General features: G+C 37.4%; 16 protein-coding genes. 11 read left to right on the forward strand and 5 right to left on the reverse strand.

Features of this window, described 5'->3' with window-relative positions; all coding sequences use genetic code 11:
* The first annotated feature begins 449 nt into the window (after window positions 1-449).
* The 5 genes from CA2015_RS21155 to CA2015_RS21175 all read left to right on the forward strand — a co-directional run bounded on the left by CA2015_RS21155 (window position 450) and on the right by CA2015_RS21175 (window position 5152).
* A complete protein-coding gene (locus tag CA2015_RS21155; RefSeq protein WP_048643703.1) occupies window positions 450-1607 on the forward strand; it encodes an alcohol dehydrogenase catalytic domain-containing protein in 1158 nt (385 codons plus the stop codon).
* Between the two features lie 406 nt (window positions 1608-2013).
* Entirely contained in the window at window positions 2014-2823 is an 810-nt protein-coding gene (locus CA2015_RS21160) for a tyrosine-type recombinase/integrase (protein WP_048643066.1), read from the forward strand.
* The gene (locus CA2015_RS21165) at window positions 2823-3998 is read left to right on the forward strand and encodes an IS91 family transposase (RefSeq protein ID WP_048643067.1); all 1176 of its coding nucleotides are present in this window, start codon (window positions 2823-2825) and stop codon (window positions 3996-3998) included. The genes CA2015_RS21160 and CA2015_RS21165 overlap by 1 nt, the downstream gene beginning before the upstream one ends.
* A 315-nt stretch (window positions 3999-4313) precedes the next feature.
* On the forward strand, window positions 4314-4670 hold the full coding sequence (locus CA2015_RS21170) for a hypothetical protein (protein WP_157470564.1): 357 nt from the start codon (window positions 4314-4316) through the stop codon (window positions 4668-4670).
* A gap of 146 nt (window positions 4671-4816) precedes the next feature.
* Window positions 4817-5152 (forward strand): hypothetical protein, encoded by a 336-nt coding sequence (locus tag CA2015_RS21175; RefSeq protein ID WP_157470565.1) that lies wholly within the window; start codon window positions 4817-4819, stop codon window positions 5150-5152.
* 172 nt (window positions 5153-5324) lie between these two features.
* On the opposite strand, the gene CA2015_RS21180 is transcribed toward CA2015_RS21175, so the two are convergent.
* From CA2015_RS21180 to CA2015_RS21195, 4 genes are all read right to left on the reverse strand, one after another.
* Window positions 5325-6797, reverse strand: coding sequence for a SusD/RagB family nutrient-binding outer membrane lipoprotein (locus tag CA2015_RS21180; RefSeq protein WP_048643706.1), 1473 nt, complete (start codon window positions 6795-6797; stop codon window positions 5325-5327).
* Between the two features lie 32 nt (window positions 6798-6829).
* Window positions 6830-10306 carry a SusC/RagA family TonB-linked outer membrane protein gene (locus CA2015_RS21185; protein WP_157470566.1) on the reverse strand — a complete coding sequence of 1159 codons (3477 nt, stop codon included), beginning with the start codon at window positions 10304-10306 and terminating at the stop codon, window positions 6830-6832.
* 121 nt (window positions 10307-10427) lie between these two features.
* Entirely contained in the window at window positions 10428-11429 is a 1002-nt protein-coding gene (locus CA2015_RS21190; protein ID WP_048643707.1) for a FecR family protein, read from the reverse strand.
* Between the two features lie 385 nt (window positions 11430-11814).
* Window positions 11815-12435 carry an RNA polymerase sigma-70 factor gene (locus tag CA2015_RS21195; protein ID WP_048643708.1) on the reverse strand — a complete coding sequence of 207 codons (621 nt, stop codon included), beginning with the start codon at window positions 12433-12435 and terminating at the stop codon, window positions 11815-11817.
* Between the two features lie 719 nt (window positions 12436-13154).
* Between CA2015_RS21195 and CA2015_RS21200 the strand changes: the two genes are divergently transcribed.
* From CA2015_RS21200 to CA2015_RS21210, 3 genes are read left to right on the forward strand one after another with little or no spacing between them, the layout of a single operon-like run.
* On the forward strand, window positions 13155-14120 hold the full coding sequence (locus CA2015_RS21200) for a fatty acid desaturase family protein (protein ID WP_048644673.1): 966 nt from the start codon (window positions 13155-13157) through the stop codon (window positions 14118-14120).
* Between the two features lie 27 nt (window positions 14121-14147).
* Window positions 14148-14342 (forward strand): cold-shock protein, encoded by a 195-nt coding sequence (locus CA2015_RS21205; RefSeq protein ID WP_048643709.1) that lies wholly within the window; start codon window positions 14148-14150, stop codon window positions 14340-14342.
* Window positions 14343-14374: 32 nt separating this feature from the next.
* Window positions 14375-14569: a cold-shock protein gene (locus CA2015_RS21210; RefSeq protein ID WP_048643710.1), complete on the forward strand. Its 195-nt coding sequence runs from the start codon at window positions 14375-14377 to the stop codon at window positions 14567-14569.
* A 76-nt stretch (window positions 14570-14645) separates the two neighbouring features.
* On the opposite strand, the gene CA2015_RS21215 is transcribed toward CA2015_RS21210, so the two are convergent.
* The gene (locus CA2015_RS21215) at window positions 14646-15629 is read right to left on the reverse strand and encodes a GlxA family transcriptional regulator (RefSeq protein WP_048643711.1); all 984 of its coding nucleotides are present in this window, start codon (window positions 15627-15629) and stop codon (window positions 14646-14648) included.
* Window positions 15630-15717: 88 nt separating this feature from the next.
* On the opposite strand from CA2015_RS21215, the gene CA2015_RS21220 reads away from it, so the two are divergent.
* The 3 genes from CA2015_RS21220 to CA2015_RS21230 are packed head-to-tail and all read left to right on the forward strand — an operon-like array spanning window position 15718 to window position 17022.
* Window positions 15718-16146: a VOC family protein gene (locus CA2015_RS21220; protein ID WP_157470567.1), complete on the forward strand. Its 429-nt coding sequence runs from the start codon at window positions 15718-15720 to the stop codon at window positions 16144-16146.
* Entirely contained in the window at window positions 16147-16527 is a 381-nt protein-coding gene (locus CA2015_RS21225) for a nuclear transport factor 2-like protein (protein WP_048643713.1), read from the forward strand.
* A 54-nt stretch (window positions 16528-16581) separates the two neighbouring features.
* Window positions 16582-17022: a VOC family protein gene (locus CA2015_RS21230; protein WP_048643714.1), complete on the forward strand. Its 441-nt coding sequence runs from the start codon at window positions 16582-16584 to the stop codon at window positions 17020-17022.
* Window positions 17023-17122 lie beyond the last annotated feature (100 nt).

A 17122-nucleotide genomic window follows, 5' to 3' on the forward strand; every position in this document is an offset into this window, starting at 1 on the left:
CATTTTCCACTTTATAGAAAACCAATAACGCATAATTTACCTGGCAAAGTCATCCAATTTTTGGCATGCTTGAATTTTTTAAGCAAAAATCAGAAAGCCTTCCCTGGCCTGCAGCTTAATGGGATATTTCATAATTGCCCTCTTGTCCCCGTGCAGGTAAATCTGTCAATGCAACTTGCAATCTTGCTTCAATGAAAACATTACATCCTGACCTAACCCAACTTAAAAGTTTAAGATTTTGTAAAGAATGGGAAGAATTTTACCGCGACTTCAACAATGTGTGCTTTTTTGAATAAATGTTTAATGGGAATAAATATTGGCTTATATAATTTATGTTTTTTATCGTTATACGATAATAAATCACAATCATTTCCAATAGATAAATTTTTGGGATTCGAAAAATTAAATTTATAACCAACTAATTCTAACAGCACCAAAACCAACTAACCATGAAAGCAGCAGTTTTTCACAAACCGGGTCAAATTCAAGTGGATAATGTAGACGACCCAGGTCTTATAGACCCAACAGATGTTATCTTAAAAGTTACTTCAACAGCCATATGTGGTTCTGATCTTCACATTTTAAGTGGTGCTGTTCCCCAAGCGGGAAATATGATCATGGGGCATGAATTTATGGGTATAGTGGAGGAAGTAGGAAAAGGAGTCAAAAAGCTTAAAAAAGGGGACCGTGTGGTAGTACCTTTTCCGCTTTCATGTGGCCATTGTTTTTTCTGTAATCATGGCGCTTCACCTCATTGTGAACAATCTAATTATAAAAACTATGGACCCAATGGCAATCTTACCGATCAGAAAGGAGGTGCATTGTTTGGCTATACCGATTTGTACGGGGGCTATTCTGGAGGTCAGGCGGAATATGTGAGGGTACCTTATGCAGATATCAGTCCTCGCATCGTTCCGGATAAGCTGAGTGATGATCAAGCCCTGTTTCTAACCGATATATTCCCTACAGGCTGGTCCGCTATCGATTGGGCACAGCTTAAAGGAGGAGAAACGGTAGCGATTTTTGGCTCGGGTCCGGTGGGATTAATGGCACAAAAAGCTGCATGGGTGAATGGTGCTGGACGAGTCATAGCAATTGACCCCCTAGAGTATAGGCTTAAAAAAGCCCGTGATGTAAATCACGTTACGACGCTCAACCCACATGATGTAGAAGTGGTAGAAGCCATCCGCGGAATGACTGAAGGCAGAGGTGCCGATGTTTGTGTAGATGCTGTTGGTTTTGAGCCAGAAAGGACCATGATGGACAAATTAAAGGCCACTATCAATTTTGAAAAAGGCAGTATGAAAGTGCTTGACATGGCTTTTAGGACAGTAAGAAGAGGAGGCACAGTAAGTATAGTCGGCGTATATGGGTCAACTTATGACAATTTCCCACTTCACAGGGTGTTTGATAAGGCCATTACGATCAAACAGGGACAGGCTCCTGTAATAAATTATATAGATAAACTCATTACCCTTGTTGAAGAAAACAAAGTTGTATTAGATGATATTATTTCACATACACTTCCTCTTTCCGAAGCATCAAAAGGCTATGAGATATTTGATAAAAAAGAAGACGACTGTGTGAAAGTTGTTTTGAAACCGTAAACAATACCTAATAGTTATGGCTACACGAAAAATTTCTTCAAACCGTTTCAGCCGATCAATTGGAATCTCTAGAGGTAAAATAGAAAATTAAGGAGTGAGGCTTGCCCTCACCCTTATTGTTCCAATCAATTAAAAGCTTGTAATAATATGGATATTAGGTATTTTCTAATCACGCTTTTATCAGGAATAGCAGGTACAATCGCCATGACTTTGGTAATGTACCTATACAGTTGCTTATCAAAACATTTCACTAAAGTTATTCCATTGTTGAACAAAACCTCCTGCGTCGGTAGTTTCACTATTTTTTTTGTGTTAATTCACTTATTATCAGTTGTGTATATTATTTTTATTCCATGTATTATCTTTAAACTTTACTAATCATGGAAAAAAAAGCCTACGTCAACAGATGTATGAGGAGATGCGAATCAGGAATTACTCTCCCCGCACGATCAAGACCTACATTGCAATGGTGTCTTTCGTATCAAGGCATTTTGGCAAAAGCCCGGAATTCATTAGCATAGCTGAGTTAAAAAGTTATCTTTTTCATAGAGTGGAGCAGGATAAATTGTCAGTATCCACTGTCAATCAAACTATCAGTGCGTTCAAAATCCTTTCCAAAGATGTCTTGGGTAAAGATTGGGATCCCGTAAAAATTAAACGGCCCAGAAGGCCCAAGATTCTCCCGGTCGTTTTTTCAAAACAAGAAGTATCTCTTCTATTGAACGGGATCCAAAATCGAAAACACTATTGTCTGATAGCCCTTACTTATGCTGGAGGATTGAGGCTAAATGAGGTCATCAACCTAAAGTTTGGCGATATCGATAGTGACCGGATGCAGTTGAAGATCCGCGGAGGAAAGGGTTACAAAGATCGGTATACTTTATTGCCCAAAGCATTGTTGTCAAAGCTTCGGGATTACTACAGGCACTATCGCCCCAAGACGTATCTTTTCGAAGGTCAGGTAATTGGCAAACCCTATAGTGAGTCGAGTGCACAAGCCATTTTAAAACAAGCGATGCATCGGGCAGGAATAAGCAAATGTGCCTCTTTCCATACGCTTCGTCATTCCTTTGCCACCCATCTTCTAGAACAGGGTACCAATGTCAGGGTAATTCAGGAGCTGTTGGGGCATAAATCATTAAATACCACCACCGTTTACCTGCATGTAAGCAATTTTGATTCCGGACAGGTCAAGAGTCCGCTGGATGGACTGTGATGGAAACGGTAAACAAAAGGAATGATGGTACAGAACTTTCCGATATTCTGAAGCATCACAGGAAAACCTTTCTATCTAAAAAAGGTAATCTATGTACTGATCAGCACAAGGCCTACAGAGATATTATTTCCTGCAGGACTTCCAAAATGGGTAGCCATACCCTCACCTGTAATACCTGTGGCGATACCCGGACGAGTTACAATAGTTGCCGGAATCGACACTGCCCAAAATGCCAATATGTAAAGCAGCTTATATGGGTTGAAAAACTCAAGTGCAGGCTGCTTCCGGTAAGGTATTTTCATATTGTATTCACGGTACCCGAATTCCTCAAGCCTCTGTTTTACCTCAACCAGCGAGAATGTTACCGCATGCTCTTTGCCTCTTCGGCCCTTGCGGTGAAGAAAGCAGCCTCCAACCCAGCCTTCCTGGGAGTTGAAAGCGGTTGTCTATCAGTGCTACACACTTGGGGACAGTCCCTTAACTACCATCCACATATTCACATGCTGGTACCTGCCGGTGGACCTGATCCTGACCATATGGAGTGGGTAGCAGCCAACAAAAAGTTCTTTGTACCCGTGAAAGCCCTAGCAGGGATATTTAGAGGTGTGTTTATGGAAAAACTAAGAAAGGCTCTGGCCGAAAGAGTACTACGTCTTCCTGAAAACCAAATGGAGCTGTTTACAGACGGGAAGTTGCTCAATAAAGCCGCTTATGAAAAAATCTGGCATATACATATCAAAAAAACATTCCGCGGAGCAGGTCAGGTCCTAGCCTATCTGGGCAGATACACCCACAGGGTTGCCATCAGCAACAGCAGGATACTAGACACAGATGGAAAGACAGTAAAATTCCGGTGGAAAGACTACCGCGACGGAAGACAGAAAACGATGGAACTTAGTTGTGGAGAGTTTATAAGAAGGTTTATCCAACATATACTTCCCAACGGTTTTTACAAAATACGGTACTACGGGATTCTCGCCTCTGCCAACAGCAAGACAGTCATGGAGGAGTGTTTCAGGCTTCTTAGCAGGATAAGGACCCTTTCCCCATTTGAAGGTCTGAGCACCTACGAATTATTAGAGAATATTCTGGGGGAGGGGCTATTTAGCTGCAGTGCTTGTAAAACAGGGAAAATGGTCTTTGGACTGCCAGAAGGAAAGGGAAAGGAGCCATAATACCGAACTTACCTTCGTTCTTTGACAGTTTACAATTATTTACAAGGGCAATGGCTTTCCAGGGAGAAATGCGTTCAGTAAGCAAGCCAATAATCGAGACCAGAAGATAAATCAGGAAAAGCCGATGCCCATATTAAACAATGATAGTATTAAAAGGCAGAACCAAAAGAGATAAATGCCCATAAACGGGGGAAGGCTTTGTCCAACAATGTTTTAATCGCAATCTGAAACCCTTAATTCACTAGTTGTTTTTTTCGTAGATTGCGTTTAAAACACTTTACGTTAGGTAGCATGATCTCAGGGGAAAAAAATTTTATGAATCCTTCCAAAAACGCTTTATTCCTAGGTACATTGGCCCATTTTGGAGTAGGCATTATTTTCTCATTTACTTATTTTCTATTGTGGAATTGGGGAATATTTAGAATCAATTTTCAAGATGCAGTATTAATAGGAGCATTAAGCGGATTAGTGGCAATAATTGTTTGGAAAACTTACCTGATCTTGCATAGTCAGCCTCCTGAAATTTCACAGCTACATTATTTTATAGCTTTGTTCCTGGCCCATATTGTTTTTGGGATAGTTAGCGTTAATGTTTTTCAACTCATCACAGACAATCCTGAATTTTGGTATCAACTGCCTGACAATGTAAGTCTCAGGTCTGGAATAAACTAAAAGCAACTATTTATTTCATCATCTACCTTTTGATGGGGTCTTACCGTACCACCATTACTTTTAGGTTAAAAATAGATAAACAAACCGAATATGGATTTAATTCTGTCATTGGATACGTTAGATAAATCCTGTAAATTAAATAAAGCATGAGTTATTTGTATATAGTTATAATCTCAATTTTAATTGTCTCCGCACTAATGGCAGTGTTATTGGCCAATTCTAAAACCAGTATTAACTTCCATTTAGTCGATAATAAATTAACCATTTTGCACCCTTTTAAAAAAGAAGTTATCAATTTGGATACGGAACTAAATAGCTGGAATTATCAAAAAATCAACACCCTCTGGCGTGGGAAATTTTATTCTATTAACCTGAAACTAAATTCTGGAAAATGGACTAAAGTCTATTCCAGATCCCGTTCTGGGAATATGGAAATGCTCATCAATTACCTGGAAACCACAGCAGTTGATAAAGAAAGCTAAATGCTTTCAGCACGTATAAAACAACTAGTTTTTATATGCTTTCAAAGCTTCTAGATACGTTAGAATTCTATTATAGAATCTGTAATAATTCTCCTAATAAAAATTAAAAAAGTGGAAAACCACCTTTTTTAAGGGCTGCTTTCCACTTTTAAGTGAACTGGAGGGCTTTATTTTATTTCAGCCACCAGGTCATTTCATTGATATGGTCATTACCTTCACCAAATTGTCTGCTGATGGCCTCAGTAACATTACTGGCGTTGTAATTGTATTCAGATTGAGGGTAAATCCATCTGTAAGGAATTTCAACTCCTGCAGGTCTCCTAAAAGAAGGATATCCTCCGCTTCTTAGGTGATCAAAGAAGGAAGTCCATCCCAATTGAAAGAAAGATTGCAGGTATTTTTGCATGATGATCAACTGCATTTGCTCATCTTCTGTGCTTGCCATAGAGAAATCATTGATAGGCTTAGACAGATAGTTTTCTGCATCCGCTTCCCCAACAAAAGAGGAATAATTTTCTGCATACATCTCGTAAAACTTAAATGAAGCCTTTACACCCGATTCATACAACATGGCAGCATCTGCATTAATCCAGCCTTTTGTAGCAGCCTCAGCCAAAATCAATTGCTGCTCGGAATAACCCAAAAGCATATAAGGCTCATTCACTGGATCTTTGTGGTAACGATCATTTACCTTTGAAACATTACCTTCAGTGGCTTTTTCATTAACCTCAGCATAAGGAGCGGCTGGATCCCCACCTTCATAAGCAGAAAAATCAGAAATGTCTTTACCTGCTTCTTTAGCGGACTTGGTCTGTGTACAATAAATGAACAACCTTGGATCTTCACGGTCCTGAAGTCGCTGAATAAAAGTGGAATCCATGTACATTCCAGAGCTAAAACCACTGGAATTAAAATCAGGATAACGGTTGTCCTGCTGATCCAAAAAGACCAATTGTCCACTTTCATCCACACCTTCCATTAAGGGCTCATTCTGATAAACAGAGGCAAATTCACTATCAATGTTCATCCCATCTTTTTCAGATAGGGTCAACATCACCTTAAGTCTAAAAGCATTGACCAATTTTCTCCAGCTGGTAACATCTCCATCATAAATGATATCTCCTGCGATAATGGTATTGTTAGCAGCAAGGATATCATTGGCTTCTTCCAATTCTTTTAAGATCCCAGTGAATACCATTTCCTGTTCATCGTAAACGGGCTGGTAATTTTGTTCTATTTCACCTTTAAGGGCAGCACTGTAGGGAACATCACCGAAGGTTAATGTCAGGTTATAGAAATAATAGGACCTAAAAAACTTACCTAATGCCACATAGGTAGGTTCGCCTATTCTTTCTCCTTCTTCCATCATTTTAGTCACATTTTTCAGCACACTGTAGTTTCCGTAACTTGCACGATCCCACTTATAATATTGGCTTGTATTCTCACCATCTGTTTGTACGAGCATTTTCAATGCATATAAAGGAGAAGTACCCCTATAATCCCTGAAAGCATCCCACTCTATATTGGTCAACAATAGCTGAGGGTGGGTTTCCGTTGGTAGATTAGGATTGATGTTCATCTCCTCAAGGTTTTGGCAGGAGGCAAGCCCAATCAACAATAAACCTATAACTAATATATTTTTCATCTTATATCTTTTTACTTAGGCTGGAAAATCTATTAAAAGGTAGCTCTTAGAGTCAAACCTACATATCTCGAAGATGGATCTTGTAAGTTATTGTCATCACCATAATCAGGATCCAACAAAGGCATCTTTTTCCACATTGCCAGGTTGTAACCATAGACAGAAAGGTCAAGACTCTTTATTTTTTCTGAAGACATGATTTTCATAAGATCGTAAGACACAGATAGTCTTCTCAATTTGAAATAGGAACGGTCATAAACATTGGCAAAAAGCGAATTTTCATCTTCAGTTACCTGAGCACGGTAAGGATAGATCTGTGACCAGGTCTGCCAGCTTACAGCGGTAGTATTTGGGGTATACTCACGGCTATCAGTAAGGATAACACCATTTACATCCCTAACAAGCTCACCACCAGTGACCACTACACCTTCAGGCACATAAACAGGCTGTCCAGCAGCATATTCTTGGTCTCTATATAGTACGGAGTTAGGGTGCTTACCACCCCACCACATTTTCTCAATGGTCAAGGATCGGATCAAGCCTCCCCAAGCACCATCAATGTCCATGTCAATTCTGAAGTCTCCTACTTTAAATCTGTTTTGAAGACCTAATCTCCAAGAAGGATTTAAATGACCAATTTTAGATGGATATGGATCTCTGCTAGGCAATCCAGTGTTGGCATCCAAAATCACTTTCCCGTCTGCACTTTTTTGCCATACTGTAGCATAGTAAGCATCAGATCTGTCACCTGCTACCAGGTTACCAAATTTCTCATTGTTATCGAAAATTTCGGTTATTTTCTTCACATATCTTGTCCAGTTCAGGCCAACATTCCAAGAGAAGTTATTTCGCTCTATGGCATTGAAATTAACCATGGCCTCAAAACCCTGAGTGGTGTATTCGTTGCCATTTACTTTTCTGGAAGTGAAACCTGAAGCTTCAGAAATGCTCAAGTCAATGATCTGGTTTTCATCCAGAATCCTGTAATAAGTACCTTCAAAGGTCAACCTTTTTTGAACAAAAGAGGTTGAAAATCCAGCCTCAAAAGTAGTGGACTTCTCAGGCATAATACTGGAGTTCACCAAACCTGAAGGATAATAAACGGATGGAGTAGCTCCATAGGTAACCCCTTTTTGATAGGTTGAGTAGATACTATAAGGACTTAAGTCACTTGAAACTTGAGACCATGAACTGTATACTTTAAGGTAATCCATTGCTTTTGGCAACTGAATAAATTCTGAAAGCATGGTACTCATTGAAGCAGAAGGATAGAAATAAGAATTGGTAGTAGTAGGCAATGTAGAAGACCAGTCATTTCTTCCAGAGAAATTTAAAAATACAGAATTCCATAAATCAAAATTCACAGAACCATAGGTACTACGGATGGCTTTTTCCTGAAAATAATTACTTGCCTTAACCGGCCCCTGGGTATTGCTCAAACCGTAAATTTCTGGGACAATCAATCCATCAGAAGTAGCATATTCCTGCTGGTAAGTCCTATAGAATATGGATCCACCTGCATTAACCGCAAAGGAGAAATTATCACTTACAGTCTTGTTATAAGAAGCAAGGATATCTGTATCCAGGTTTAAACGTTTGTCGTTCCACATCTTGTAATCACCATTTCTAGAATCTCCATAGTTCATGTAAGATTTTGGACTCTGCATGTCAGAAAACACACTATATTCCCTAGCAGAAACCCTACCTTGAATATTAAAATTATCAGAAATCTGGTAATTCAACTTCAACTTACCATCAAGCGTGTTCTGGTTGTGCTGCTGGTTCAACTCATGAGCTGCAAAATAAACGTTATTGTACCAAGCATAGTTAAAATTGGCCTGACGGTAACCTTCTAGCCCAGGCACATACATATGGTCTCTCAAATCACGTCCATTGACATCATCACCCATCCATATCAAAATGGTATACATATGGTTTTTAGGTCCATAGCCATATCTCGGATAATTTGGTGAGTAAACCTTATTATAACTCAAGGTCGCGTCCAATGTTAATTTATCGGTTAAATCAAAAGAACTGTTAAAGTTCAAACCTCCAGTATTAAGTGCAGTATTAGGTACCTGACCTTTTTGGTAGGAATAATTTCCTGAAAAGTAAAATCTGGATTTTTCACCTTGGTAAGCAATGGAGAAATCATTTTTAGAAACCACTCCTGTTTTCAAGAAGTCATTCAGGTTATCGTGTCTTTTCCATTCAGTTGGCACCCTTTCGTACAATGATTTATCATCATATACAGTACCTGCTACATTTCCATACCAATCGATTTGCTCACCTGTTTGAATATTTCTAATTGGGCTATTCCACTGAGGAACCATCACACCAGGTTCAAATTTTGGTCCCCAGATCATATCACCATCGGAAATACCTCCATCAGCACCATCCCAAAATTCATATTTCCCATTGGATCCGTTACCATATTGAGTTTGGGTTTCAGGGAAAACAGTAAAGCCGGCTGTCACCATATTGCTGGTAGAAGCGGTAACTGTAAGCCCTTCTTTAGAAGCATTTTTTCTGGTAATAAGAATGGCTCCATTTTTTCCTCTTGCTCCATAAAGTGCAGAGGCAGCACCACCTTTTAGTACGTTGATACTCTCAATGTCTTCTGGAGAAATATCAAATAAATTTGTTTCCACAGGAACACCATCCAACACAATCAAAGGTGTCTTGCCCCTTAATGAAAAAGAAGGAGACTGAAAGATTCCTGTAGGGTTGGTAACTGTCAAGCCAGCGATTTGTCCTGAAAGTGCATTTCCCAAGTTCATGGTTCTTGCTTCACCCAATACATCTGTATTCACTTCCTGAGTTGCATAACCCAATTTCTTTTTTTGCTGCTTGATACCAATGGCTGTAACCACTACCTCATCCAAATTTTGTTGGTCTTCTTCCAAGACTATATTGATCAAAGAACGACCATTTACAGCTTCTTCTTTGGTCGCAAAACCTATGAAACTGAATTGGAGCACTGCGTTTTCATCTGCAGTAATGGTATAATTCCCATCTATATCTGAAATGGTTCCCTGGGTTGTACCTTTTACTTTAATTGCAACGCCAGGTAAAGGAAGGTTATCTGTTCCTGAAACCACTTGACCATTAATTTCTATATTGGCTTGCTCTAGTTTTCTAGCTCGCTCATCTGTATTTTGACGCCGAATGGATATGTTATTGTTGATTTGCTGAAAGGCCAAACCAGTATTTTTGCTAATTTCCTTTAGCGCGCCTTCTATGGAAATTCTCTTATGATTAATAGAGATTAACTCATTTAAAAAATCATCATTCTCGTGAACTGTAAAATGGAATGCTGACTGTACTTCAATTTCCTTGAGTACATCAACCAACTTTCCTTTATTAAAGGAAATACTCACAAATACTTCATTGATTTTTTGCGCTTCAATCCTGTTTGCAAGCAACACATTGAAAAAAAGTGTCTGTAGCAAAAAACCAAAAATGACATTTTTAGTCATTTTTAAAATTAGTGGTAAAGGTTTTTTTCTCATAATTTACTTTGTTAAAATTCTATATAGGATTTAGAAAATGTTATTTGCAAAATATGCATTCAGGAGACTCGCTAAATTATTTATAAGCGTCTGGAGGTAGCTGCCAACTGCTACATATTTGCTAAAACTCAATTATAATTTGATCATCGTTTATCTCATAGGCGAATTTTTTAGAATACTGTAAATCCATTAAAATATTTTTTAGTGTTTGCCCTTTATAGACTGTTGTTACGCTCCAGTCTTCTGGCTTTTTCCCTTTAACATGAATATCTACACCAAACCATCGCTCCAAATTCAATTTAACTGTGTTAAAGTCTGAATTCTTAAAAGCTAATGCTCCCTCCTTCCAGGCCACTACCAAATGTGGATCAAAAGTTGATTCAGTATATGTGTTAGTTTTTGTGTTTACCTGTAACTCCTTCCCTGCTGTTAGCAATATGGAATTTATATCTGTACTTGGGTTTTGAATTTCTACTTTACCTTCTAAAAGCGAAATCCTGGTTAGCTCACAATCGGGATAGGCATTAATATTAAAAATAGTCCCAAGCGCTTTGGTCGCTAATCTATTGCTTTCTACTATAAAAGGTTTTTCAGCATTTGAAGCCACTTCAAAATAAGCTTCCCCTATTAATTCAACCTTTCTTTCTTCACCTTCAAATCCTACTATATATTTTATACTTGAAGAGCAGTTTAAATAAACAATGGATCCATCAGGAAGGGTTAGTTTGGATTTCTGACCAGGAGGATTACTGCGAACGGTATATTTTGTCAGCTTTTCTTCCTTAGTATCATTATTTACTGGAATAAAATAATAAATACTACTTAAAAAACCAAAAAATAGCAATATGGAGGCAGCGTATTTTAGAAAGGGTTTGGAAACAGATTTAGAGGCATTATTTTTTTTTATTCCTTCGTCCCAAATGTTATCGATTTTATCTTCAGAATTAGCCTGCGTATATGCTGGGGATTTTTCTTGCCATATTTCCTTTAACTTGTCTAGTGTATTGGAATTTTTTTCATTCTCTTTAGCCCACAACTCAACTTCTTCAGATTCAGCAACACTTGCCGTACCGGTTAATACCTTTACCAGCAAGTCATCAATATTGTCTTTTTTCTTACTCACATATATAAGACATCTCTACATCAAGAAAGGCGTAATACAATTTGATTTATTTTGAAATTATTTTTACTCCTTTTAATCCAATAAAAAATGATGGTGGGAAATTATAATTTCTATTTTAAATTAAGGAGTTATAAAGGGCATTAATGCCAGAATATACCGGGAACATTTAGTTGGCAGAAGGAGTCAATGCTAAAAAGAAAAAATCAATACAAGCAGTCACTGCATACTCGCTGTTACCCTGTAATTAGATTTGGTTTACCTTAGATTTCGAAAAAAGAAACAAGGCTCTCGATAAAAATGATCTGGATTATTTTAAGAGAAAACCCCTTTAGCATTGACAAGGAAATACCCTTTTAACGAATATTTCGATTTGGATTGAAAAGTATCAAATGAATACTTTTTCTTTTTCACTTTGCAAAGGATTAGTTTTGGTATTTTTACCTTTGACTTCAAGGTATTCGTTTATTCCCAGTCTTATTTCCTTTACAGCTAGCTCTAGATGTTTCTTTACTGTTTTATTGGTGATTTCTAAAAGTTTGGCTACTTCAGCAATTTTCAAACCATCATCTTTCACCATTTTAAAGACTAGCTTTCTTTTAGGAGGTAATTCTTCTATAAGACAATTATAAAAATAACTCAGCTCCTTATTAAGTAATTGCTCCAAGGGTTGAATGCACTTTTCAGACCTAATCTCCATTTCTGATGAAATACCTACAAAACGTTCTTTCCGCTTGTTCTTCTTAATACTATTGAGGCAATGGTTCTTTACTGCAAAATAGATATAACCATCAAAATTGTCAATATCCTTTAACTGACTGTGCTTTTTTAAAAGATTGACAAATACATCTGAGACCACATCCTCTGCCTCTTCATGAATAGGTAAGTAGTACAAGGCAAAAGAAACCAATTTGCAATGGTACCTATTAAAGAGTTCAGCAAAAGCCTTTTTATCAGTATTCACTGATATTTGAAAAAGAAGATCTGAGTTACTCAAAGCAGTATACATACCTAATAATTGGAAACCTAATAACCTATTTACCTATCAAATAAAGTATTTAAATACCGAAAAAAAAATAAAAACGTACATATTATTTCGTGATTAATAATTTAAAAACAATTATTAATCACATTTTTCAGTTTAATTACTATTAATTAACCATCCCTTAACCTAATAGAGCAAGGAATTGCGTAACATTCTACCTGAATCATGGATAATAGTAGCCATTGTTCTAAAAATTAGGCTTTGGCCTGATTTCGTATACATGTAATCACTAAGGGTATTTTTGTTATTAGCTTAATAATGGTCATTGGGGTATTTTATCGAATAATTTGGGGGTGAAAAGGGGATGTAAAAAATAAATCCTAAAAAATATACATTTAATTGTAAAATATGATTACCTTTACGCTATCCAAAATATGTTTGGGTACAATAATTTAGTAAGTGCGCTGCAAAGGCAGTGAGAAGTAACCGTTTAAGTAGTATTTTCCTCTAAGAATTTCTCCCAACGTTTCCAATAGTCGAATTAAATCGATCTATACCCTCAACATTTCCTTTTTTATTGAATTAAGTTTTATTTAATTCTAGTTTCTATTAAAAAGCTATCTTTCGCAAAATCAGTAGGTCCTGATTTTTCCTCTACACTTAAGTTACGTGTTTCGGAATACTTCAAAACCAATAAATTAAGCAGATACGGCAATGAACGCATGGTAATTAAGACCATTTTTATGTTGCTGCTGTTTTTTGCTCCTTTGGCCGTTATCATTTTCGTCCCATTTTCAAGTGTCTCCCTATTATTTGGTTTATTTATCATTAGTGGTCTTGGCATGGCAGGAATAGGCATGGGAATTATGCACGATGCCATACATGGTTCATACTCCAAAAATAAATATGTGAATAAAATAATGGGTTACACCATTAATTTAATAGGTGCAAATGATGAGGTTTGGCGACTTCAACACAATGTACTTCACCATAGTTTTACCAATATTGAAGCGCATGATGACGATATCAATGCACCGTTTTTCCTAAGGTTTTCCCCCAATGCAAAAATTAACAGGCTTCATAAATTTCAACACTTGTATGCTTGGTTTTTTTATGGGCTGTCTACCATTTCATGGATAACCACAAAAGACTTTATTAGGCTTAAGAGGTATTATAAAATGGGCTTGATAAAAGACAAAAAGACCTACAGATTGGGTCTAATGAAAATTATACTTTGGAAATTAGTCTATTACTCTTATGCTTTAATATTGCCTTTGGCAATGTCTGGCTTTGGAGTAGGAATGGTAATCCTAGCTTTTTTGGCTTTGCACTTTGTAACTGGCCTAACCATATCATTGGTTTTCCAATCAGCACATGTGGTTTCTGATGCTTCTTTTCCATTACCCAACAAACAGGGAAACATGGAAGATGAGCGACTTGCCCATCAATTGGCGACCACTTGCAATTTCTCACCAAATAGCAAAGTTTTGTCTTGGCTTGTAGGTGGATTAACCAATCAAATCGAACACCATTTATTTCCCCATATTAGTCACATACATTATAAAAAATTAGCACCGATTGTAGAACGGACATCCAAGGAATTTGGCTTGCCCTACCATAAGAATGGAAATTTCCTTTCGGCCATAAGCAAACATTTTAAAATGTTGTACCTACTCGGACGAATGGAACTACCAACAGTAAAGAAATAATTTAATCAATACAATATAATTACAATAATGCAAGAAGGAATAGTTAAGTTTTACAACACAGAAAAAGGGTATGGGTTCATTACCCCAAAGGATTCAGGTAAGGATATTTTCGTCCATAATAGTGGCCTCATTCATGAGATCATGGAGAACGACGAAGTAGCTTTTGAAACAGAACAAGGAAAAAAAGGGCTCAACGCCATTAACGTTGAACGCATAGATTAATAACACAATATTACAATTCAAACAATAATACAATGCAAGAAGGAACAGTAAAGTTTTTCAACACAGAGAAGGGGTACGGATTTATTACTCCAAGTGATTCAGGTAAAGATATTTTCGTCCACAGCAGTGGATTGATCGATGAGATCAGAGAAAATGACAAAGTATCTTACGAAGCTGAGCAAGGTCAAAAAGGACTTAATGCAGTTAACGTTGAGGTAATCGGATAATTTTATTCGGTTTAAAAAATTAGAAAGTGGCCATTTTATGGTCACTTTTTTTGTTTATACCTGAACTGGAGAACTACTAAACCATTTCTACCTCCTTATAATACCTGTTACGGTAATCTACGGGTGACATGCCAACCAACTTTTTAAAGAGCTCTCTGAATGTTTTTGCATCAATATAGCCAACTTCATACATTACTTCATTAATGCTTGTTCCATTCGCTTCTAACTTCTTTTTAGCAGCTTCTACCCTAACCCTTTGAATGTATTCGATTACCGTATTGGACGTGGCCTTTTTAAATCTCCTTTCAAAGGTTCTTCTACTTATAGCATACATCTCAGACAGGCCATCTACAGTTAGCTTTTCATTAAAATTTACCTCAATATATTCCTGAGCTTCCTTCACGGCTTTATCACTATGGCATTTTTGCCCATTGAAAATAATAAAGGGAGACTGACTTTGACGATTAATATCAATCTCAAATATTTTGGAAGAAAGTATGGCCATGTCCCTACCTACAAATTTTTCTATGAGATACAGGTTTAAATTCAGCGAGGAATAAGCACCACCACTCGTGTATATCCTCGCCTCATCAGTGATGATTTTGTCATCCACAAGCTGAACTTCAGGATACATCTCTCTAAACGCCTTGGTCATAAGCCAATGTGTCGCACAGCTTTTACCATTTAATAACCCCGTTTTGGCCAAAAGAAAAGCGCCTATGCATAAACTAGCCACTTCTGCACCTTTTTCATATTGGGCCTTGATCCACGGAACAAAATCAAGATTGGCTTTTAGAATCTTATGAATGTCTCCATGAATAGCCGGAATAATAATTAAATCCGTTTTTTTCACTTCTTCAATGGTACAATCCGGCTTAATACTAAATATCCCATTGCTAACCTGACTCTTACTGGACCGGCCGACCAAGTGAACATCAAACAATAATGATTGACCAGAGCGTTCCAAATGCCCATTGGCCATAGTAAACATTTTGTGGGTAGCCTCAAGGTTACTAAGGCTAGTATCCCCTTCCGGAACAAGAATAGAGATGTGTTTCATAGCAGCAAATTACAAATTAACCTTGTCGCAATCAACCCCTTAAATTGTCGGATCAACACAGTGGAATTAACAATTAAATTATAGAAATTTGAATATACCAAAAGTAGAAACCACAATGACACAAGAATTATGGATCAACTTGCCCGTTAATAACCTTTCTCAAACCAAAGCTTTCTTCACTAGCCTGGGGTTTGAATCATTGAGAGATGCTCCAGAAATGGTTGGTTTCAAAATTGGCAATGTTCCGGTAATGATGGTTACCTCAGCCCAGTTTGAAAAATATGCATTAAATAAAGTTTCAGACATAAACAATGGGAGTGAAATGCTGCTATCAGTAGGTGCCCCAGACCGTGAATATGTAGATGCCATGGCTATAAAGGTGAGTAAAGCAGGTGGTAAGGTGTTCTCTTCCCCAGCTGAAATCCAAGGCTGGATGTATGGTTGTGCCTTTACGGATTTAGATGGCCATAGGTGGAATATATTGCACATGGACTTTAATAAAATGCCAAAAAATTAGATGACTAAAATAACAGTAAACGCAAATTGTCGAAATTCTCCCAAAAAAGAATTTCTAAAAGACTTCAATATTGCCTTTGCAACAGGACAGGCAGATTTTATCATTGAGCATGTTTCTGAAGACATTGTCTGGGAGATATATGGAGACAAATCCATCCAGGGAAAAAATCAATTCTCCCTTGAGATTAACGCAATGAAGAATAGGGTTCCTGCCGAATTAAAGCTGGATTCGATCATCACACATGGTCAGGAGGCAGCAGTCAATGGGAAGATAAAAATGGAAACAGAAACTTATGCTTTCTGTGATGTATATTATTTCAGCAGTGCTTCAAGCACCATTATTAAGAAAATCCATACCTATATTTTAAAGATAAATGGCTAATTGACCTATCAAGAGTTTACTTTAATCAATCATAACATATAAAATTTAAAAATTATGGCCTCAGTAAGTACTTATCTCAATTTCCCTCGAAATACCGAGGAAGCATTTAACTTTTACAAATCAATATTTGGTGGTGAATTCTATGGAAATGGTCCCATGAGGTTTGGAGACATTCCACCTCAGGAGAATACGCCCCCTCTACCTGAAGAAGACAAAAACCTAATCATGCATGTAGAATTGAGAATATTAGGCGTCCATTCCTTAATGGGAACTGATGCACCTGAATCAATGGGCTTCAATATTAATTTTGGGAACAATTCCTATATCAACCTACAACCAGACACACGCAAGGAAACTAAGAAATTATTTGATGCGCTATCTGAAGGTGGCAAAGTGACTCAGGAACTTCAAGAAATGTTTTGGGGAGATTATTACGGAAGTTGCACAGACAAATTTGGCGTTCAATGGATGTTCAATTGTGGAGAAAAGGTCTGATTCATTCCAAAAACCCCCATTTTGTATTCCCTTTAAATAAATCTTTAACCCGGATTATCTAATAGAATTCGTGATGGGTGTTGCAATCGCAAGAAAATCA

It is taken from the genome of Cyclobacterium amurskyense (assembly GCF_001050135.1).
Classification (GTDB): domain Bacteria; phylum Bacteroidota; class Bacteroidia; order Cytophagales; family Cyclobacteriaceae; genus Cyclobacterium; species Cyclobacterium amurskyense.

Excerpts from the sequence above, each read along its gene's own strand:
- CA2015_RS21155 (WP_048643703.1), top strand. The coding sequence starts at position 450 with ATGAAAGCAGCAGTTTTTCACAAACCGGGTCAAATTCAAGTGGATAAT.
- CA2015_RS21160 (WP_048643066.1), top strand. The coding sequence starts at position 2,014 with ATGTATGAGGAGATGCGAATCAGGAATTACTCTCCCCGCACGATCAAG.
- CA2015_RS21165 (WP_048643067.1), top strand. The coding sequence starts at position 2,823 with ATGGAAACGGTAAACAAAAGGAATGATGGTACAGAACTTTCCGATATT.
- CA2015_RS21170 (WP_157470564.1), top strand. The coding sequence starts at position 4,314 with ATGAATCCTTCCAAAAACGCTTTATTCCTAGGTACATTGGCCCATTTT.
- CA2015_RS21175 (WP_157470565.1), top strand. The coding sequence starts at position 4,817 with ATGAGTTATTTGTATATAGTTATAATCTCAATTTTAATTGTCTCCGCA.
- CA2015_RS21180 (WP_048643706.1), bottom strand. The coding sequence starts at position 6,797 with ATGAAAAATATATTAGTTATAGGTTTATTGTTGATTGGGCTTGCCTCC.
- CA2015_RS21185 (WP_157470566.1), bottom strand. The coding sequence starts at position 10,306 with ATGAGAAAAAAACCTTTACCACTAATTTTAAAAATGACTAAAAATGTC.
- CA2015_RS21195 (WP_048643708.1), bottom strand. The coding sequence starts at position 12,435 with ATGTATACTGCTTTGAGTAACTCAGATCTTCTTTTTCAAATATCAGTG.
- CA2015_RS21200 (WP_048644673.1), top strand. The coding sequence starts at position 13,155 with ATGTTGCTGCTGTTTTTTGCTCCTTTGGCCGTTATCATTTTCGTCCCA.
- CA2015_RS21205 (WP_048643709.1), top strand. The coding sequence starts at position 14,148 with ATGCAAGAAGGAATAGTTAAGTTTTACAACACAGAAAAAGGGTATGGG.
- CA2015_RS21210 (WP_048643710.1), top strand. The coding sequence starts at position 14,375 with ATGCAAGAAGGAACAGTAAAGTTTTTCAACACAGAGAAGGGGTACGGA.
- CA2015_RS21215 (WP_048643711.1), bottom strand. The coding sequence starts at position 15,629 with ATGAAACACATCTCTATTCTTGTTCCGGAAGGGGATACTAGCCTTAGT.
- CA2015_RS21225 (WP_048643713.1), top strand. The coding sequence starts at position 16,147 with ATGACTAAAATAACAGTAAACGCAAATTGTCGAAATTCTCCCAAAAAA.
- CA2015_RS21230 (WP_048643714.1), top strand. The coding sequence starts at position 16,582 with ATGGCCTCAGTAAGTACTTATCTCAATTTCCCTCGAAATACCGAGGAA.